Origin of the sequence: Sporolactobacillus spathodeae, from assembly GCF_016908935.1 — a bacterium.
In the GTDB taxonomy this organism is placed as follows: Bacteria; Bacillota; Bacilli; order Bacillales; family Sporolactobacillaceae; genus Sporolactobacillus; species Sporolactobacillus spathodeae.
The window spans coordinates 1-20125 of sequence record NZ_JAFBEV010000026.1; the positions used below are offsets into that span (position 1 = coordinate 1).

Consider the following 20125-nt stretch of genomic DNA (forward strand, 5'->3'; position numbering starts at 1 on the left):
TCTTGAGTGGTTATTGAGTTTTTTAATTCAAGAAGGCCCAAACTAATTCTGATTATTCACATATTTAAGACTTTAATTTTTATGCAACGCTAGTATTTTAACATATAAAACAAAACCCGGAGTAAGAAGCATGGTGTGCCTCTCGCCCCGGATTATTTTCTTAAAGTGCTGCTTAAAATGCTGTAACCGCTTTTTAAACAGCCCTTAGTTCATCCATGTTAATCATTCGTCATTTAGCGACTCTGAGCCGTTGGATGAAGCTGAGCCATTGCGGATGCTACAAGACGTTTCGTAATTTCACCACCGACGGATCCATTGGCACGGGACGTTGTGTCCGGACCAAGATTCACGCCGAATTCGGAAGCAATTTCTGTCTTCATCTGTTCCAGTGCTTGTTCAGCTCCAGGAACGAGAATGTTATTGCTGCTGTTGTCAGCCATGTCTCTCACCTCCTTGTGGCTATATCTTGTGCAGACTTTATTTCTTACATGCGCCAGAAGGGGTGGTAATTATTTCATAGGTGTCAAGGAGTAAACAGCAGGTTAAAAGAGCAGAAGAGCCGCAATCTTTTTTCAAATGCTTGCTTATTGAGCATCTCTTTCATAAACAGACGGGCAAGAGACGAGTCATCTTACAGCAATTCACTGAAGGCCGCTTGATCCGTTCCACTTGTAAACGTCAGCTGTTCGATGCCTTCTAGCGCTTCGTTCACGAGCGCATCGACATCCAGATGGCTTTCAAAGCGTTCGGCATGTATCCGATCCGGCCGGGTTCGCGGCGCCTTGGGTAGGAAAATGGTACAGCAGTCTTCATAAGGGCGGATTGAAATTTCGTACGTATCAATGTCCTTGGCAATACGTGAAATTTCCAATTTATCCATCGCAATCAATGGCCGAAGAATCGGCAGATTGGTGACCTGATTGATCGTATTCATACTCTCAACCGTTTGACTGGCAACCTGGCCAAGACTCTCACCGGTCGCAAGCGCTAAAGCTTTTGAACGTTCAGCAGCTTTCTCGGCAATACGAAACATGAAACGTCTCATAATCGTAATCCGGTAATCCTCTGGCACGACGTCACGAATCGCCAATTGTATTTTTGTAAAAGGCACAAGATGCAATTTCAGCCTTCCACCAAATGATTGAATTTGCCGGCAAAGATCGATCACTTTTTGCTTCGCCCGATCACTTGTGTACGGCGGACTCTGGAAATGAATAGCTTCGATTAATGCACCGCGTTTCGCAATCAGGTAGCCAGCTACTGGACTGTCGATACCCCCGGAGAGCATCAACATAACCTTGCCGCTTGAACCAACCGGTAGGCCACCTGCCCCCTGATATTCACGACCGTAAATCCGTGTTTCGTAATAACCAATCTCAATCCGAACTTTCAAATCCGGATGATGCACATCGACACGCATGTTTTCGTTGTTTTTCAGCACGTAACCGCCGATCTCCTGATTCAATTCCGCACTTCGAATCGGAAACCGTTTATCCTTACGACGCGCAGCGATTTTAAATGTCTTCGCGTCCTTTTCTGCGCGAACAACCTGCAACACGCCTTCTTTAATGGCATCAAGCGTATTTTCGGTCTTGATTGCTGCCGATATATTCTGAATCCCGAAAATCCGTTGCAATCTGCCGATCACGCGATCAGTATCTTCACCATTTAGTTGGATTTCCAGATCATCAAAATGGCGCTTTATGGATAGCTTCGAAAATTCAGCGAGTTTCTCGCGGACATCATCTTCAAGCTTCAGTACAAACTTCTTTTTATTTTTTCCCTTAATAGCAATCTCGCCGAAGCGGACAACCAGATAATCGTAAATCAAAAAATTCACCTCATCACAATTTTTAAATCATTGACGGTTTGACGGAGCACATCAAGGAATGTAGCCAATTCATCCATCGTGTTTTCGTAAGCCATGCTGATCCGAATCGCCTGCCCAGCCTCGTCTTCGGGTATTCCCATGCCGAGCAGCACAGTACTCGCACCGTTATCTTTCGAGGAACAGGCCGATTTTGTCGATACATAGATACTCTTTTTCTCAAGAGCATGAACAAGTACCTCGGATTTAATTCCTCGGAAGGAGACATTGACGATATGCGGCGAAGCGCCTTCACGTGGCGTGTGGATAACTGCGTCCTGTATCGCGGAGAGACCGCTGAACAGCCGATCACGTAATTGCATTAAATGAGCGATGCCTTCCTCTTCCTTTTCCCGTGTCATCCGCATCGCACGTACCATCGCGCAGATGCCTGGCAAATTTTCTGTACCGGAGCGATGACCAGCTTCCTGTCCGCCTCCTGAAAAAAGTGGCGACAGCATGGTACCTTGACGCACGTACAGAAGACCCGTTCCCTTAGGTCCATGAATTTTATGCCCGGATATTGTGCATAAATCGATGCCGCTTTTAGCCAAAGAAAGTGGCACTTTAGTGAATCCCTGAACATGATCCACGTGAAAAACCGTCGTCGGGTATTGCTTCAGAAAATCACCAATTTGATTGACCGGCTGAATCGTTCCAACCTCATTATTCACATGCATAATCGAAACAAGGATGGTATCTTTGCGAAAAGCTTCTTGAAAATCTTGAAAAGAGACGCGACCTTCTCGATCAACGGGCAGATACGTCACCTCAAAGCCGAGTTCTTCCAATTGATGAAAAGCGTTGTGTGCCGAAGCATGTTCCACATCCGTGGTAATCAGATGTTTGCCACGATTGCGATAGGCGAATGCCGCCCCCTTAATAGCCAGGTTATTGCCTTCTGTACCGCCTGATGTGAAAATAACCTCTTTTGGATCAACGCCAATCAGTGAACTCGCTTGCTGCCTGGATTGAGCAAGCAAAGCCTCACTTTTTCCGCCAAGCGAATGAAGCGAAGAAGGATTGGCAAAATATTGTTCAGAGACTTTCCGGTACGTTTCGAGAACTTCCGGATATGGCTTAGTTGTTGCGCTATTATCGAGATAAATCATTAGAATATATCTTTCCCCTTTCATCAATTGCAGGGTGTTCTCTTGTTTTCATTATTCCGGTTCTTTGATGCTTTTAACATTTCTCTAGAATGCTATTTCTCAAATCCGCCTGTTTTCGTATTCAGACTTGTGATTTGGCTTCGTCATATAGGTTAACCCGCTTCAGAATCTTCGGTTCTTTGCGTTCAATTGCTCGAACAGCCGTTTCGGCTGCCGCATCATAATCAAAATCGCGGAATAAGCGCTCAGCTTCATTCAATTCCTTGTTAATCTCTTGACTATCCGTCCGGTAGCGATTGCCATACCGAATCATTTCTTCAGCAAATTCCGCAGTCTCTATCAATTTCGCGGCAGTTTGATGGATACCACCAACAGCATTTTGCGCTGTGGTCAGCGTCTGTCGAACTTCCGTCATGTTCAGCGGCATTTCGTCTAATTTTTCATTCACTTCGTTGAGCGTACGTCCGGCGAGTTCAAGTGCTTCAGCGAAAGCTGACGGAACGCCAAGCAAATTACTTTGCTGGATCAACTGCCGCACTTCAAACAATGTATGTTTCATCTGCTGAACCGTATCCCGTGCAGCGAGTTCATCTTTGCGCAATGCCTTAATCTTGGCCTCAAACGCCTTAGACTCTGATTCGATATGTTCCATATCCTCGCGAATTTTCTTTAAATTGTCGGTGATCGTACTGAATGGTTGGCTGGAATTTTTCATAATTTCATCAAGAGCTGAATAATCTTTCTGAATCTTATCAAATGCTTTTTGAATCGAAAGCTGCGTTTTCAAATCTGTGACGTCTAAATGGTAGCTGTTCTTAACCGTTTCTGTTTCGTTCGTCAGTGTTTTCACTTGATTGCCGACACGTTCCAAATTTCCTTCAACTTCCGGCGCGATTTGATGCAATTCTTGACGGCTCAACACTTCTTTTTCCATCTGTGCAAAAAGGAAATCGATCTGTTCATGGATGTTCGTCAACGCTTCAGACGCTTCGTCTAATTCCATTCGCGCAACAGAATCCAGTATAGTCTGCAAATGTTTTTCATTTTCCTCAATTTGGATATCCATTTGCAAGTATTTCAAGGAATAACCCTTTTCCTCCATCTCATCCTTGCCTTTTTGCAATTCCCGCATCAGTTCGGGAATGCTTTTTTTGGCATCCTGGTAGAGTGAGGGAATTCGACTCAGTTGTTTCATCACGATAGCCAAGTCTTTTTTGACCTGTAGCAGACAGTTGCGCGCTTCTATATAATTACCGTTTTCCGTTTCGCTGCCGAATTTTTTATAGGCGTCATCAATTGCCTTAACTTCCTGGTCAAGACGCGGCAATGTTTCATGGAACTGATTTCTTTGGGTAAGCATCGTCTTTTTGACCGTATGGTAGTTTTCTTTCACAGTCTGGATATCATCACGATTTTGACGTTCGCTGTCAACAACCCGGTTTAATTCAACAATAATCTGATCGATTTGGCCGCCGATTTCGTCCATCCGTTCATGCAACTCTTTAATGCGTCGCGCCGCCTTTTTAAAATGGTATTTATCGGTCAATTCTTCGCATTTAAAAAGATCCTTTTCAATGGAAGGTAATTCTGCAGCGACAATTTTATCCCACTCTGAACGCCACTTTTCAAAATTTTTTTCTGTATCGCCCGCCATTTTCAACTTTTTAATCTTTGCCAGCTCTTGGGCAACCGGACGATTGATGAGTTCCATCCGTCGCTCTTCCGCATGATCGATGGCACTGTAAGATTTCTTTCGCATCCACGCGCCGTAACCAATCACAAGAATAATTGCCAAAATCAATCCAATCACTACGTAAAGCATACGGAACTTCCCCCATTTCTCCGCCAAAAAAAATAAAAACACGAACGTCTTTAATTGAGATCCAATTAATCATTATTGTACCAAAAAAAAGGAGACAAAGGATAAAAAAGTATCAGAAACTGTCGATTTTACGAATGGGTGAGATGGTATGAACCTTGAGGAAAAAGCGTCTGGCATATCTTATGGGTGAATAGAGGGGCTTCAGGTTTTCTTTGGTTTCATCTGCACAAAAAGCGTTTCTGATGGTATAATCAGCGAAAATACGGTTTGAACGGAGCTTCGGACATGTTAAGTACTTTATCGATTCTATTCATTCTTTTTGCCGGCTTTGCATCGGGATTTGTCGATGCGGTAGTCGGAGGCGGTGGTTTGATTTCAACACCTGCTCTGCTGTCAATTGGTCTTTCACCACATATTGCACTTGGAACGAATAAACTCGCCAGTTCAATGGGTTCCTTGACGAGCACGCTGGCGTTTATCCGCTCGGGGAAAGTGAACCTGAAAATCACACGCAAACTTTTTCCTCTGTCGTTTGCCGGATCCATATTAGGCGTTATCCTCGTTCATTTTCTCTCTTCCGATGTCCTCCGTCCATTGATACTCGTGCTTTTGGTTGCAGTAACCATCTATACGCTTCTAAAAAAGAACTGGGGCCGAGCCTCCACCTATCGCGGAATCAGTCGGAAAGCTTGGTTGCTGTTCGTGCCGCTGATTTTTCTGATTGGTTTCTATGATGGATTTCTTGGTCCCGGAACTGGTTCCTTTTTGATTTTTTCCTTTTTAACAGTCGGCTTTGATTTCGTCACAGCGGCAGGAAATGCCAAAATTCTCAATTTCAGCAGCAACATCGCCGGTTTGATTACATTCGCTGTACTCGGCTATGTCAACTACGGCATTGGCCTGTTCATGGCAGTATCGTTAATCACAGGCGCCATCTGTGGTGCGCGCTTTGCCATCCGCAGAGGTGCATCTTACGTCAAGCTGCTCTTTGTTGTGATGACACTTGCATTGATTGGCAAAAATACTTTCGATTATTTTTGGCGCCTCACGCATTAATTGGTGAAGGGATCGGCATTCGTCGAGAATCAGCAGCTGTATGTTCCGCCCATTGGCGGATGCTGCGCAGATAGACTTTGCGAAAGGCGGGTTCGCTTGGCTGAAAATAATAAACTTCTTGCAAATATTGTGGTTGAAGAAAAGGCATCTGAATCAAATCACGGAATTGAAGCACGGTAAATTCGGCTGCTAACACCTCGCGCGATAATTGTGGCAGACTTTCGTGAATTAATTGCAGTAGAAAAAATTTTTCTTTCATCAGATAACTTGCCATGAGTTCGCGCACAAGCTGTGTATCCCGCGTCATTTCGCGGTGAACGAATCTGGAAAGATAGAAGTTTTCCTGTTGATAGGCGATCAGTACATCGGCAACAGCAATCAATCGTTCAGCAGCAGTTAAATTGGAAGCCAATGTTTCCGTCACTGATGCCTCCATGCACTTCAAATAGCCTTCGAAGAATGAAGCCATCAATTGTTCCAGTAGTCCCTGCTTGCCGCCGAAATAATAAGAAACAAGCGCAGGATTGACACCAGCGTCCTGCGCGATCGCTCGCACCGACGTTCCATCGGCGCCGATCCGATTAAATAACTTTAAAGCCGAATTGCGCACTGCTTCTTTCGAAGACCAATCCCCCGTCGTTTTGCTGTCAAACTTTTGCTGCACATTGACTCCCTCCTCTTTTCCTGATTCGTGACGTGAACCACTTTGGAGTTATCTATCTTTCATTAGCTATGATGCGCTTGCCTTTTGATCTTGTTTCTTTCCATTATAAACACAGACTGTTGCGGCTCGCTAGCGTTCTCTTAGCAGGTAGTAAAGCGCATGCTAGATCACTTTTATTTATTTTTTCTTCGCTTGACGCTCAGTTCCTTCTGAAATCATTCGACAATCCCGCTGAAAATTTTGCTATTTTTTGATAAAATAAGAGTAATTTCTTAAAAAGTTGAGGAGAACAATGATGGATTCAGAAGATAAAACAAGAATTGCGGTTCTAAAGTCACTGATTAAGGATGAACCGAGCCGAATCGCCAATCTCGCCAATGCGTCGGCATTGCTTGGTGAATATCTGGATCGGATAAACTGGGTCGGCTTCTATTTGTTAGATGACAATGAACTTGTCCTTGGCCCGTTTCAAGGCAAACCAGCATGTGTACGCATTGCACTTGGCAAAGGTGTATGCGGTACAGCGGCGCTAACTAAAGAAATAATCCGAGTCCCTGATGTTCATGAATTTCCGGGCCATATTGCCTGCGATGCCGCCTCCCGTTCGGAAATTGTGATCCCACTGTTTCAGGCGGATGACTTTATCGGCGTGCTTGATATCGATAGCCCTTTTTTGGATCGCTTTTCAGAAGAAGATCAACAGTTTTTGGAAGCCTTCGCGGAAACTTTATCGCTTTATCTTTGAACCATCAGAAAAACTTGGCTTAGCCAAGTCCTTTTTCAACTATTGCGCTGAGGAGATGCTTGCCGCTGGCGTCGATCATCTTCTCAGTGCCAGAGCGCCTTCGCTAATTTTTTTACGCAATAAGATACATTCTTGACAAATTGAGCTGAACAAGGTAAACTATGCTTCGTGTAAAATGAGGCAGGACCGTCAAGCATTCGAAGTTTCTGATTTTGTTCCTCATTAGCAATGATGAGGGAGCGTCACGTAACCTAGGCTGCCTGGGCGAAGACGCTATGAGTGCAAAATCACTTCGAAATGGTGCTTACGGAAGTGTCATTTTATACCGATTAAAATGACAAAGGAGGAGTCATCTTTATGGCTCGCTATACTGGTCCAGTTTGGAAAAAATCACGCCGTCTCGGAATTTCCCTGAGCGGCACAGGCAAAGAACTCGAAAGGCGCCCTTACGCACCGGGTCAACACGGTCCGAATCAGCGCATCAAGTTGTCTGAATACGGTCTTCAGATGCAGGAAAAACAGAAACTTCGCTTCATGTATGGTGTCAATGAACGCCAATTCCGTCGCATTTTCAATGATGCGTCTCGCATGAAAGGTGTTCACGGCGAAAACTTCATGATCCTTCTTGAATCCCGTCTGGACAATCTTGTTTACCGCATGGGTTTGGCACGCACTCGTCGTCAGGCACGTCAGCTTGTCAATCACGGACACATTACCGTGAATGGACATCGTGTAGACATTGCGTCTTATCGTGTAAAGCCAGGCGAAACAATCGGTGTTCGCGAAAAATCGCATAACCTTGCTATCATCAAAGAATCTCTTGAAACGAATTCATTCGTTCCGGAATATTTAGCCTTTGATGAAAAGAGCCTGGAAGCAACTTACAGCAGACTTCCTGAACGTTCTGAACTCCCTGCTGAAATTACTGAAGCGATGATCGTCGAATTCTATTCCAAATAATCGATGTAAAAATAACCTGTCTGCTCAAGCAGACAGGTTATTTTTTTTGAAGCATATCTTGAAAAATAATTTTCTTTTAGAGACAGCTTTGATTTTCGCGAATGATTAGAAGAACTTGGCATGCCAAGTTCTGTTTTTATAACAATTGCGCCCCCGATTGCTCGCTTGCCGCTGGCGTCAGAGCGCCTGCGCACATACTACGTCAATGCAGATACATAAAAAAACCCTGGGGTGCACGATGCGCGCCAAGGTTTTTTTATCAGACAAGTCATCAATTATTTCGTTGATTGCCGGTAATCAATATGATGTGGCAGTACCACGGTCGCAGTTTCCACTTTTTCGCTGTTCATCAGTTTGGTCAAAAGCCGCATCGCCACTGCACCGATATCATAGGTTGGCTCAGCCACACTGGACAGTGTCGGGCGTACCATCTGGACAAGTCGTGTGTTTTCACTGGTAACCACTTCAATATCCTGAGGCACTTTCATCCCTTGATCCTGAATCTCATGAATAGCACCGATCGCCATTTCGTCCGCAGCAACATAGATAGCAGTCGGCTTGATTTCTTGAGCAAGAAATTGCACGGTTGCTTCTTTGCCGGATTCATATGTATAATCGCCAATCGATACGAGCGATTCCTCAAAAGGAATGTCATGCGCAGCTAAAGCCCGCTTATAGCCGGCCAAACGGTGTTTGTTAATCGGGATCTCAAGCGGACCGTTGATAAAACCAATCCGGCGATGACCGTTTTCAATGAAGTGCGAAATAACATCATAAACAGCCTGTTCATAATCGATATTGACCGAAGGAATTTTTTCATTCTCATCAACCGTAGCCGCTAGCACAACGGGAACCGGTGAATTCGTGAATTCTTCAATATGATCTTCGGCAATTTTTCCACCCATAAATACAAGTCCATCCACCTGTTTTCCAAGTAATGTCTGGATTAAACGGACTTCTTTATCCTTATTCTGGTCAGAATTGCATAAAATAATATTGTAATTATACATAGTGGCAATATCTTCAATACCGCGCGCCAGTTCAGAAAAGAAAACGCTCGAAATATCAGGAATAATCACACCGACTGTTGTCGTTTTTTTGCTTGCAAGTCCTCGAGCAACTGCATTCGGTCGATACCCGAGTCGCTTAATTGCTTCAGAAACTTTCTTTCTTGTTGTTGGCTTAACATTAGGGTTACCGTTCACAACGCGAGATACCGTGGCCATTGAGACCCCTGCTTCTCTGGCTACATCGTAAATTGTTGCACTCAAACCGTTCTCCTCCTTGAGAAAGACTTAGCTTCGCCAAATCTTTTTTTGTAGCAAATGCGCTTCGACTGCTCCCTTGCCGCGGGTGATTCGTGAGACTCCTCAGATAGTCTAGATCCTCCATGGGCTCACTTGGCTAGCTTTTCCCGCGAGGCGCAGAGCGCTTTCACTCCATTTTACACAAAATCTTATACATTCTTATCCTTTAAAAAAACTTCGGACTGTCCGCTACCTTTTTAATTCCGCCTGATGCTTCACGTTTTCATTTTTTCCCATTTTTAAATAGCCAATGCATGATTGGCTTTAATAAATTGGCTTTGTTAAAATCTGCTGTTGTTTTTTATCGTTTATTGCCCTGTGTTCGCTTGCCGCGGGCGTACTGCGAGCCTCCTCAGACAAGCTAAAATCTGCGAGGCCCGTCTATCACGCTGTTCCCGCAGGCATCTCACACATTGCCTTGGGTCAAAAAAACAACATGAAAATTAAACATCGCTAATAAATTAAGAAAAAAATGTTGATAAAAAAGACAGGGTTTCACCGTATACTTACAGATTACCATAAAAAGCCTGTTATGAGAATCAGTCGATGCCAATCAAAGCGCTTAAAAAGTTTTTTATTCAAAGTTTATTGCACGAAGTGACTTTGCTTGCTTACTTCATATATGAGAAAGCTTGACTTAGCGAAGCCCTTTTTGTAACCCATGCGCTCCGTCTGCTCGCTTGCCGCGGGTAGGACGGAAGCCTCATCGGACAAACTGGAATCTGCGGGCTCCCCCTTGTCCTGCTCTTACCGGAGGCGTCTCACGCCTTCACTGCATTTTTCGCCTAAAGTCATATCCCTCTCATCGCCGCTTAACGTATAAAAAAGCCGGATCGTCGATGCGCGATCCGACCACATATTTTATTTGTGATTGGGGGTTAATCAAGTAATCGGCTGAGCTTAACGCGATACATAATCTTTGGGAATCGGAATCATCTTCTCTGATTCCGATGGAGATACCATTTGATTCTTAGATTGATACATCGTTTTTGTCAGCGCTATCGATTTTTGCTTCGCAGTCTCAAACAATCCAGAACTCTTGCCCTTAAGCGATATGCTTTCGGATCGCACGCGATCGATAACCTTTCTACCGGAGGGTGCCGCGATTAGAAAAATAGAAACAGCTGCGACCAATCCGCCCGTGAGAAAACCGGACGCGAAAATGAGTCCGCTTCCAGTTTGTTTTTCCATACGCTTCATGGCTTGTCCTCCTCAGAATTCCTTTTTCCGGCTGCCGCGTGCATCCTGCCAGCGATGCATCAGATCAATCGCCGCTTTGCCCCATTGCATTGCCTGGGCTATTTTGCCAGCATTTTCATTGCCTCTCGTTTCAATTGTTGAAGTGACGCGTTGAACAGAGGAATTGACAGAACCAAGCGATTCGCCAAGCTTTTCAACGGCATTGAAAATACTGTCAAAGCTTTTTGTTTTCTCAGCCATGTCATCTGCCAGTATGTTCGTCCGGTGAAGCAATCCGGTTGTTTCGTCAGTCAAACCTTTCATCTGTTCCTGAACATTTTCCAGCGTAGAAGCTACGTCATCCAATGTTTTCTGGGCTGATTTGAGCGTCTGAGCCAGAAAATAAACAAGAACGGCAAAGGCGATCGCAATCACTGCTACAGCTAAATAAAGAATAATTATCACCGTTAATCCCCCTTTATTCATGAACTACATTATAGTTTGGTAAAGAAATGTAATTCTATACCTGCTCTTTTCATAATGCCCATATCCTGTGCTTCTCATTTATCATACCATGGAAATTTGTTGAAAAGAAGCATTAAACAGGTCGCTTACAGGATGTCCATATAGGCATTTTGATATTTCTGGATATCTCCAGCACCCATAAAAAGTAGGACACTATGGGTGTATTGCTTTAATTCTTCTAAATTGCTGTTATGCAGAATATGCGATCCAGGAATACGATCCTGTAAATCATGGATTGATAGCTTGCCGTTCTTTTCACGCGCCGATCCGAAGATATCACAAAGATAAACTTCGTCACCCGTTTTCAATGCATCCGCAAAATCATCCATAAAAGTCATCGTTCGTGAATACGTATGCGGTTGAAAAATCGCGACGAGCTTGCGATCCGGATATTTTTCACGCGCTGCCTCGATCGTCACCCTAATTTCCGTCGGATGATGCGCATAATCGTCAATCATTACTTGATCAGTCGCGTGAAGCCTTTTTTCTGAGAAACGCCGTTTAACACCGTGAAACAGCGCGAGACGCTCTTTGACAAGCTGAATCGGCACATTCGAATAGTCGCAGAACGCGATTACCGCCAGCGCATTCAGGACATTGTGATTACCGTAGCCACGGATTTTGAAGTGACCATAGAAATCATTGCGGACGTAAACATCGAATTCTGTTCCGGAATCGTCCGAGAGGAACGTGACATTGCGCGCCTGGAAATCGTTTTCTTCATTAAATCCGTAATAAATCACCGGCACCTTGGACTGCAGCATCTGCAGCTGTTCGCTGTCGCCACAGGCAAAAGTCGCTTTATTAACTTTCAGTGCGAGTTCCTGGAAGGCGCTGACTACATCAGCCAAATCTTTATAATAATCAGAATGATCGAATTCAATATTTGTAATAATGCAGTAATCAGGCGTACTGTGCAGAAAATGACGCTTGTATTCGCAAGATTCCCAAATAAAATATTTACTGTTTTCTTCTCCGTGTCCTGTGCCATCGCCGACTAGATAGGACGTTGGCGCAAATTTTTCAAACACAAAAGAAAGCAGGCCGGTCGTCGACGTTTTTCCATGCGTACCGGTCACAGCAACGCTTGTATAGTTTTGGGCAAGCGTTCCGAGAAAATCATAGTAACGGTAAACTGGGAGACCAAGCTCCTTGGCGCGAACAATTTCTTCATGCTGATCAGGGAAGGCATTACCGGCGATGATCACTTGATCGGGTGTGATATTGTTCTGATCAAACGGCAGCAATTTAATTTGCTTATCTTCCAAAGCTTTCTGCGTAAAAAAACGCTTTTCTACATCGGATCCCTGTACGTGCTGATGCAAATCCTGAAGGATCTGAGCCAAAGCGCTCATCCCAGTTCCTTTTATTCCAACAAAATGATAATTCATCATTAATTACCCTCCGTTTGCTTGGTGCCGATCCATAGGCCAAAGGCAATATTTATAGTATACGCATCCCTATTGCCTTTCGTACTTTTTTTTGCGAATTTTTTGCGTGATCAGCTGTCTCTAGCGCAGACATGATGCATCTGAAATGCAACACTGAATCAATGCTCTGGAATGATTCAGCGGTTTCCGCAAACTGCAGCACCACAGATGCAAACAGCATCACACGTGAACGATAGTCCTGTTCAGAAAAAACATCCGAACTTATTTTAAACCTAAGAATCAAGCTTGTAAAAAATAAATAACAGAATCGAAAACAAGTATATCAAAATCTTTTTCAAATGATTATTATTCGCCTTGTCCTTCATTAAAACCTTCAGATACCAGTTCCTGAAGGCTTTCCTTGTTGACGAGTACCTGACGCGGCTTGCTGCCGTTTGCACCGGAGATGACATTACGGCTTTCCAGTTCATCGACAAGTCGCGCAGCACGCGGATAGCCAACTCTGAAATGACGCTGAATGCTTGATACCGATGCCTGTCCCTGGTCAACAACGAAAACGGCTGCTTCTTCAAACAATTCATCGCGACTATCCGCATCGCCGCCGGAAGGCTGAAAATCACCAGGTGTGAATAAATACTCCGGCTGATCGTCATGATCAAAAGCATCCGTAACCCGACGGATTTCTTCATCAGAAACAAAGCAACCCTGAATCCTTTTTAAGCCTTGCGTGCCGTTTTCCATAAAAAGCATGTCGCCGCGTCCGAGTAAGCGGTCAGCGCCACCAGCATCGAGAATCGTCCGTGAGTCCGTCTGCGAGGAAACACTGAACGCAATACGGGTCGGAATATTGGACTTGATCAGCCCAGTAATGACATCGACTGACGGTCGCTGTGTCGCTAGCAGCAAATGAATTCCTGCCGCGCGTGCTTTTTGCGCAATCCGGCAGACAGACTCTTCGACATCCTGAGGAGCGACCATCATCAAGTCAGCCAGTTCATCAATGATAATAATCAGATATGGCAAATGATTCTCTTGTGCGCCGATCTGTTCTTGGCGTCGATTGTAGCCGCGGATATCACGGACCCCGCAACCCGCAAAGCGGCGATAGCGTTTCTCCATTTCTTCAACAGCCCATTTTAAAGCCAGCGCTGCATCACGTGGTTCGGTTAAAACAGGTGCCGCCAAATGGGGAAGATTTTTATATGGCGCCAGTTCAACTACTTTCGGATCAACGAGCAGGAGCCGCAAATCTTCCGGCCGTGTTCGGTAGATGAGACTGATAATTAGTGAATGAATACAGACGCTTTTGCCTGATCCGGTCGCGCCAGCAATCAGTCCATGTGGCATTTTAGCCAAATCGGTCATAACCTGTTTGCCAGAGACATCCTCGCCGAGCGCTGCGGTTAACGGTGCCTTGCTTTCCGAGAAGGCTGCGGCACGTATAATTTCTTTCAGGACGACAGGCCGCGGGTCCTCATTGGGAATTTCAATACCGACCGCACTTTTCCCTGGAACTGGAGCAATACGTATCTGTTTGACAGCAAGGCTCAATTTGATATCTTCTGTCAGATTAACAACCTTGCTCATTTTGACACCGGGATGCAGATGGATATCAAAGCGGGTGATGCTCGGCCCCTGAACAAAACCGATAATATCGGCGGAGACGTGAAAATCCGACAATGTCTCCGCCAGAATCGCTTTTTTCTCATCAATCCACTGATCGGCATCACCGCTTATTTCCGGTGGATCATCCAGAAGATCAAGCGGTAATTGCAGACCTGACGTCTGCGCGTTCCGCGACTTATGTACAAACGGCCGTTCTGCCTTGCCTGTTCCTTGAGCAGCGGGCGAGCGATCAGAATGAAACATTAACACATTAAAAGGTATATTTGAAGAGCCAGCAGGGCGGTGCGTCGAATGCGGCAGACGGGTCGTCACCGGCATCATCCATTCCTTTTTCTCATCCGCCTTTTTTGCTGTTTCCGTTGGAGCGGCTGATTGCGCTTCAGTTGAGTTTCTTTCCTGCGCTATAATCGGAATGTCTACATTATCAGCAGATGGCGGCACCGCAACCGTTTCCTGAACGATCAGCTGCTTGTGCTTTGCTGCTTCATGCGCGGATAGCCGTTCTAATGCCGGTCGCTCAAGTTCAGATGAATGGAGGGGTTTCCGGGAAACCATCTGGTCGATCTGTTGTCTTGCTTGAACTTCTTGGATTTGCCGCTTCTCTGCCGCCTCTTTTTGCCGACTCAATAGTCCCTCCGATCCTGGATCACGATAGAAATTATCCGGAGGTTTTCGATAACCGAAGACCGGCGAAGGTACTTTTGTCAGTTTGAACGGCTGCTTGCTTTTTTTGGCCGATAATTTGGCCGCATCGGTTGCTGCTTGCCTATAGTGTCTTTCTCCTTTTGCCGCAGTGATCGATTTTTCCTGCCTGCTGCTAGGTCCTGACTTTTCATTCTCAGATGGAACAACCTTTGGCGCCGACTGCCGTTGCGCGGGATACTGAGCCATCATTTTCACAGCGGCACGGCGATTTCTGTCTTCAAATCTGCCCGCACGCAGAGCAAATGGTGATTCTTCAAGAATTGGCCGCTGCTCTCGCTCATCCGGCAACCCATCCTTTTGCTCCACCGGATCGCTGTCATCGCCGAACAAACGTTGCCACCAGTTCATCATTCTTATACCTCCAATCGCTTACGGGCTGGCAACATTGATTAAGCGTGCTGCTTAAAGTCGGCAAAGAAATCCCGTCCGGGTACCGACTCACGATCCAGGACAAGAATTCCACGACGTTGCGGCGCATTCGGGAGCGCGAGTTCGCGTGCTGAACAAATCATGCCGTCTGAAGGAATGCCACGCAGCACGGTCGGACGAATAATCATACCATCGGGCATTAAAGCGCCGATACGCGCAACAACTACATGCTGCCCTTGATCAATATTTGGCGCGCCGCAGACAATTTGTAGTGTCCTTGTTCCGATATCAACCTTGCAGACATGCATATGATCAGAATCCGGATGTTTCTTCATTTCCTGGACAAAACCCGTGACGATTGCCGGTTCTTCATCCACAGTCAGCTGTTCGTCGAATCCCGCGCGCTTGAGTTTATCATTCAGCAAAGATAAGAGCGCTGCATCTGCCGGCACCTGACCGTCTTCGAGCGGACAAACCTGCGAGATATTGAAAAAATTATAGCCCGTTGTCCGCTTTGTTTCTAAGTCTACGATACGCGCCACATCTTCTTTACGCTCAAATTCCGTTTTTGTCGCGTCATTTTTGTACACAATCAACGTATCGCCAATTCCACTTTTGTTATAATAAAAAATCATTCGTTTTCCCCTTCCGGATGCAATCTGATCAACCAGACGATGCCTGGTCTTTATTTTTGCACCAAATGTGCTCTGGCTGCTCGCTTGCCGCGGGCGCCGCGCGCCTTCGCTGCATTTTTCGCATAAAAAATCATATACAGGTTTAAGTGAATAAAATTCAGCGACGCTCCGGTCCGATCGGGCGCGGGCGCCTTTTCGCCATGATGAACAGGGGTTCAAGTTCATCTGGATGGCAGAGAAACGGTAGCAAGGTAATCGGATTATCCGCCGCCGCATAAAATTTCAACATCATTTGTGCCAGAATATCATAGCCTTCAGGATTGACTAAATCGGCAAAGATAAGCACATCTTGATGCGGAATCGCGCAAGCCAAATCGCCTTTAGCCTGATCACGCATCTTGCGAAGCAGTTTACGGTTCAATATACGGCTTGCGTCATAGCCATCGCTATAATTGATAAAATGAAAGACATTATTACGAACCACGTCTTTTTTGCTCTCAGTCGGCAGCTTTTCGAGATTATCAAGCGCCAATTCCTTGATTGTATCCATACGGAATCCTTCGCTTTGAACCGACAATTCGTCAAGCAAACGATAGGAACCGCCAAGATCCAATGCGTAAAAAATCTTTGTTTCCGCTGTGTGTGGCGCAACCAACAGCCTTCTTCCGTCAGGTAGCTGTTCAGGAAAAGAGGCAGGGCGAATGACCGGAAAGATAGAGTTCTCATTCCCGCCAATCGCTGCCTTCTGCCGCATCGCGGCAAATGCCTGATCGACTGTGCGTACGCATGCTTCTAATGCCTGTTCCCCATTATTTGCGTACTTTTTCAAGAGTTCGGGAAGCACCAGCGTGACTTCATGACTGCTTGTAACCTCTTTCACCCGTATTTTGTTTTCTGTCCTATCAAAGGTGACTTGGCGGCCGCTCTGTGACAGACATTCGGTTAGTTGTTTCTGTAATTCCCGAAGATTCACGATCCGCTTGACACTCCTCATCTGCAAATTTTGGCAATACCCTTATTTTAGCATAGACAGATGCCAGATTCGTAACGGTTTCTTTTCAAAAACCGCACTTTCCGTATTTCTGCTCGAAAGCCGCCGAAGGTGAAGCGTAATCAAACAGAACAATTTATAGTTATGCATAGGCATAGCGACATCTGTCATCTATTGGCTTTTGCGTCATGCCGCTCATTATCCTGATGCAGATACAGCCCGTAAAGCAATTGCAGAATATGCAGAAACATAGTGCTTCGCGAAACGCGCCCCTCAGTCAGAATCCCAATCGTCCCGCCGTTTGCGCGTACGTCATGCTGATGCGCGTATTCATCGGCCACATCACCGAGTTCCCGGCCGGCTTGAATGCCGGCGACAAGCGGGGCAGGAAGCGGAATCCGAGCACCGGCAGCAGTCAATAGCTGCCCGTTGCGATCGGCCAACGCGCCCCAATTGCAGAGCAACATGTCACCTTCAAAACGCGAAGCGCCGCCCTCCATACCAATCGCAACAGTCACTTCGGGATCCGCGTCAAGTACCGCCCGCGCCCGGTTCATCGCTCCTTGTCTTGTCTCTGCATCCGACATCGGCATCGCCGAGATCCCTGATGGCACATCATAGCCTCTGATCATTACATCGATATTTTCGGATGCGACGAGACGTTTTACAGCATCCAATTTTGCCGGGTTTTTCGTGCCCACGCCGATTATCATTGCTTGATCCCCCCAGGACTATTTTCCACTGCCAAACGCAAAGTTCAGCAATCAGTATCCACAGTATTGTTTGTCTTCTTATAGTATAATATAGAAAGGTCAATGAAACCGCTGATCATTACTTCGGCATGCTTCACCCTTTTTTGGAACACGTGCAGGGCAGCCATCAAATGCTTCGCTACGAGCTCTTTGATATCTTATACAATCTTAATGCGTATAAAAACGACGGGAGTGAGCTTTTAAATGACTAAACAGCAAGGCGCACTAATCGTGACCGCTTGTGTCGCTGGTTTTACCGCAGGGTGGATAGTTCAATTCGCTACCGGTAAAAGCGGCCGTCTGCTCAGTTCAGAGAAAGTGCTGCGACGGGTGAAAAAAACAGTCAGAGAAAGCCTGCCTGTTGACGGCGCCTGGATCGTGATGAATCCCCGCACACAATCAAAAGGGGGACTCAGCAGCAAAGTCTACCAAGGTGGACTGACCGTCACCGCCGAGCACCAAACCACACATTACGACTTCACAGCAGACGCGCGCACAGGTACATTGATCGATTTTCAAGCACAACAATAAAATCAAGAAATCCCGCCGCAGGTCGGCGGGATTTCTTTGTACGTTGAGAAAGTATAAAGATTTCAAAGGAATCAAGTATAAGAAAAACTAAGGCTTCACCATTGTTCAAAAGACTTGGTTTGCCAAGTTTTTCTAATTAACCGAGACAGTCAGTACAACAACGTCTCGCTTTGATTAGCCAATCACTCGCTGCAAACTGCGCGGCAGCGATAAATACGTTGCCCTTTTTCAGCAAATTTTTCTTCGTATTCTGTCGGCACATTCTTCGGATCATGAGCTTGATGCAGATCCAAGCTAATGTCTTTTAGCTTCAAACCGTAGCTTGACAGGCTCTCAAGTGAATATTCGAAAAATCCTTGATTGTCTGTTTTCAACTGAATAATGCCCTCATCTTTCAGCACATATTCATATTGTGCGAGGAAAGAGGCATAGGTCAACCGTCGCTTTTCATGCTTATTCTTTGGCCACGGATCACAAAAATTCAAATAAATATAATCGACTTCATTTTCCGCAAAAAAATCTGTCAGTAAATGGGCATCCGCGTGAATGAGACGCAAATTTGGTATTTCCGCTTCAATACACTTATCCAGAGCTGTAACAATGATGCTCTCATTTAATTCAATGCCAACAAAGTCAAACTCTGGATGGCGTTTTGCCATCTCTGTAATGAATTGACCTTTGCCTGTTCCAATTTCCACATGAAGCGGCGCCTCTCTGCCAAAGACTTCATACCATTCACCGCTGCATAATTTAGGGTTCGGAACAACAATTTTCGGATGAGCTTCCAGTTTCCCCTTGGCCCACGGTTTATGACGAACTCTCAACTGCCAACTCTCCTTTGATCGCCAACCGGCGATTTTCAACAAATAGAACAACTGCGCCTGCAGCTGGATAACCCTTTTTCAGCATAAAAAGCATCCCCCTGACTCGACTTGAGGATGTCCGCTCTCTAAAGTTAGGGCATAGAATGAAAAAATGATGCCAATTTTTTAATACCGATTCTTAAAAATCATATTGAAGGAATGAAACCACATGTTTAAAAGGTTCGCGCAGCATAATCATTCAGCCACAGCAGGTCTTTTTCAAATAATATCATCTTCCGAACCTCAGCATGTTCCTGATGCCAGAACATAAAGCGCAAGGTCATCGCAATCATATGCCAAATCAGGCGCAGCTTCAAAGCCGCATTCATTTCCCAGCCATAATAAAGCAGCCAATTCTCCCACTGATCTTTGTCTACGTACCAGTAAAGAAGCATGGCAAGATCCATGACCGGATCAGCGATAATTGCTTGGTCCCAGTCCACCAGATAAAGACTGTTGCTTTCCGTATCCAGCAACCAATTATTATGATTGACATCCGAATGACAGACGGTTTTATTAGCCGATTCCGCGGTCTCAGCCATTTCACCCAAAAAGTGAAGTGCTGCCCGCAATGCTGGCGTCTCCGCTCTACCTTTGGCCTGTCTCATCAACTGTTCGTAAATTTGCTTAGTCGACACTGGTTTTTTGCCAATTCGCCGCATCATCAAGAGAAGCGGTTCCGAGTTGTGAATCTTTTTCAGCATATCAGCAACCTGTTTCGCGGTCATTTCATCAGGCCTGAGCACACGCCCCTTTGTCCACTTCTGGGCAGTCAAAACATCACCGTTGCTCATCCGCCGTGTCCACAGCAATTTAGGCACGATGCCCTCAGCAGAAAGCACTGCGAGGAAAGGAGACGTATTGCGCTTAATAAACAGCTTATTGTTTCCCGACTCGGCGAGATATGCTTCACCGGTCATTCCGCCGGCAGACGAAAGCCGCCATTCTTCGCTATCAAAAAACCTCATCAAAACAGGCCCCTTTGCCTTAAAAAAAATCAGGTCGCTCAAAAGACTATGGTTAAA

At 45.6% G+C, this 20125-nt stretch carries 19 protein-coding genes; 4 read left to right on the top strand and 15 right to left on the bottom strand.

Going from position 1 to position 20125, the window contains the following annotated elements; translation table 11 throughout:
• Nucleotides 1-233: 233 nt before the first annotated feature.
• The 4 genes from JOC27_RS11375 to JOC27_RS11390 all read right to left on the bottom strand — a co-directional run bounded on the left by JOC27_RS11375 (nucleotide 234) and on the right by JOC27_RS11390 (nucleotide 4801).
• Nucleotides 234-440, bottom strand: a complete 207-nt coding sequence (locus JOC27_RS11375; RefSeq protein WP_205007423.1) for an alpha/beta-type small acid-soluble spore protein — start codon at nucleotides 438-440, stop codon at nucleotides 234-236.
• Nucleotides 441-631: 191 nt separating this feature from the next.
• A complete protein-coding gene (gene thiI, locus JOC27_RS11380) occupies nucleotides 632-1831 on the bottom strand; it encodes a tRNA uracil 4-sulfurtransferase ThiI (RefSeq protein WP_205007424.1) in 1200 nt (399 codons plus the stop codon).
• Between the two features lie 5 nt (nucleotides 1832-1836).
• Nucleotides 1837-2979: a cysteine desulfurase family protein gene (locus JOC27_RS11385; RefSeq protein WP_205007425.1), complete on the bottom strand. Its 1143-nt coding sequence runs from the start codon at nucleotides 2977-2979 to the stop codon at nucleotides 1837-1839.
• A 121-nt stretch (nucleotides 2980-3100) separates the two neighbouring features.
• On the bottom strand, nucleotides 3101-4801 hold the full coding sequence (locus tag JOC27_RS11390) for a septation ring formation regulator EzrA (protein WP_205007426.1): 1701 nt from the start codon (nucleotides 4799-4801) through the stop codon (nucleotides 3101-3103).
• Nucleotides 4802-5086: 285 nt separating this feature from the next.
• On the opposite strand from JOC27_RS11390, the gene JOC27_RS11395 reads away from it, so the two are divergent.
• Complete coding sequence (locus JOC27_RS11395) at nucleotides 5087-5857, top strand: TSUP family transporter (RefSeq protein ID WP_205007427.1); 771 nt, start codon at nucleotides 5087-5089, stop codon at nucleotides 5855-5857.
• On the opposite strand, the gene refZ is transcribed toward JOC27_RS11395, so the two are convergent.
• Nucleotides 5847-6521 (bottom strand): forespore capture DNA-binding protein RefZ, encoded by a 675-nt coding sequence (gene refZ / locus JOC27_RS11400; RefSeq protein ID WP_205007428.1) that lies wholly within the window; start codon nucleotides 6519-6521, stop codon nucleotides 5847-5849. The genes JOC27_RS11395 and refZ overlap by 11 nt on opposite strands.
• Nucleotides 6522-6816: 295 nt before the next feature.
• Between refZ and JOC27_RS11405 the strand changes: the two genes are divergently transcribed.
• Together JOC27_RS11405 and rpsD are read left to right on the top strand one after the other, a co-directional pair.
• A complete protein-coding gene (locus JOC27_RS11405; protein WP_205007429.1) occupies nucleotides 6817-7266 on the top strand; it encodes a GAF domain-containing protein in 450 nt (149 codons plus the stop codon).
• 357 nt (nucleotides 7267-7623) lie between these two features.
• The gene (gene rpsD / locus JOC27_RS11410; protein WP_205007430.1) at nucleotides 7624-8226 is read left to right on the top strand and encodes a 30S ribosomal protein S4; all 603 of its coding nucleotides are present in this window, start codon (nucleotides 7624-7626) and stop codon (nucleotides 8224-8226) included.
• A 275-nt stretch (nucleotides 8227-8501) separates the two neighbouring features.
• Here rpsD and ccpA read toward each other — a convergent pair whose 3' ends face one another.
• The 8 genes from ccpA to JOC27_RS11450 form a co-directional block, all read right to left on the bottom strand.
• Complete coding sequence (gene ccpA, locus JOC27_RS11415) at nucleotides 8502-9497, bottom strand: catabolite control protein A (protein WP_205007431.1); 996 nt, start codon at nucleotides 9495-9497, stop codon at nucleotides 8502-8504.
• Nucleotides 9498-10433: 936 nt separating this feature from the next.
• Complete coding sequence (locus JOC27_RS11420; RefSeq protein WP_205007432.1) at nucleotides 10434-10733, bottom strand: YtxH domain-containing protein; 300 nt, start codon at nucleotides 10731-10733, stop codon at nucleotides 10434-10436.
• A gap of 12 nt (nucleotides 10734-10745) precedes the next feature.
• A complete protein-coding gene (locus JOC27_RS11425; RefSeq protein WP_205007433.1) occupies nucleotides 10746-11177 on the bottom strand; it encodes a DUF948 domain-containing protein in 432 nt (143 codons plus the stop codon).
• A gap of 146 nt (nucleotides 11178-11323) precedes the next feature.
• Nucleotides 11324-12631 (bottom strand): UDP-N-acetylmuramate--L-alanine ligase, encoded by a 1308-nt coding sequence (murC, locus tag JOC27_RS11430; protein WP_205007434.1) that lies wholly within the window; start codon nucleotides 12629-12631, stop codon nucleotides 11324-11326.
• Nucleotides 12632-12973: 342 nt separating this feature from the next.
• Complete coding sequence (locus JOC27_RS11435) at nucleotides 12974-15310, bottom strand: DNA translocase FtsK (RefSeq protein WP_239530284.1); 2337 nt, start codon at nucleotides 15308-15310, stop codon at nucleotides 12974-12976.
• A 38-nt stretch (nucleotides 15311-15348) separates the two neighbouring features.
• Nucleotides 15349-15963, bottom strand: a complete 615-nt coding sequence (gene ytpR, locus JOC27_RS11440) for a YtpR family tRNA-binding protein (RefSeq protein WP_205007435.1) — start codon at nucleotides 15961-15963, stop codon at nucleotides 15349-15351.
• Nucleotides 15964-16120: 157 nt separating this feature from the next.
• On the bottom strand, nucleotides 16121-16936 hold the full coding sequence (locus JOC27_RS11445) for a DUF1444 family protein (RefSeq protein WP_205007436.1): 816 nt from the start codon (nucleotides 16934-16936) through the stop codon (nucleotides 16121-16123).
• Nucleotides 16937-17121: 185 nt separating this feature from the next.
• A complete protein-coding gene (locus JOC27_RS11450) occupies nucleotides 17122-17667 on the bottom strand; it encodes a DUF84 family protein (protein WP_205007437.1) in 546 nt (181 codons plus the stop codon).
• A 243-nt stretch (nucleotides 17668-17910) separates the two neighbouring features.
• Between JOC27_RS11450 and JOC27_RS11455 the strand changes: the two genes are divergently transcribed.
• Nucleotides 17911-18237, top strand: coding sequence for a hypothetical protein (locus JOC27_RS11455; RefSeq protein WP_205007438.1), 327 nt, complete (start codon nucleotides 17911-17913; stop codon nucleotides 18235-18237).
• 182 nt (nucleotides 18238-18419) lie between these two features.
• Here the strand turns inward: JOC27_RS11455 and trmB are convergent, their stop codons facing one another.
• Both trmB and JOC27_RS11465 read right to left on the bottom strand, forming a co-directional pair.
• Nucleotides 18420-19061, bottom strand: a complete 642-nt coding sequence (trmB, locus tag JOC27_RS11460; protein WP_205007439.1) for a tRNA (guanosine(46)-N7)-methyltransferase TrmB — start codon at nucleotides 19059-19061, stop codon at nucleotides 18420-18422.
• A 212-nt stretch (nucleotides 19062-19273) separates the two neighbouring features.
• Entirely contained in the window at nucleotides 19274-20068 is a 795-nt protein-coding gene (locus tag JOC27_RS11465) for a phosphotransferase family protein (protein WP_205007440.1), read from the bottom strand.
• Nucleotides 20069-20125: the final 57 nt, after the last annotated feature.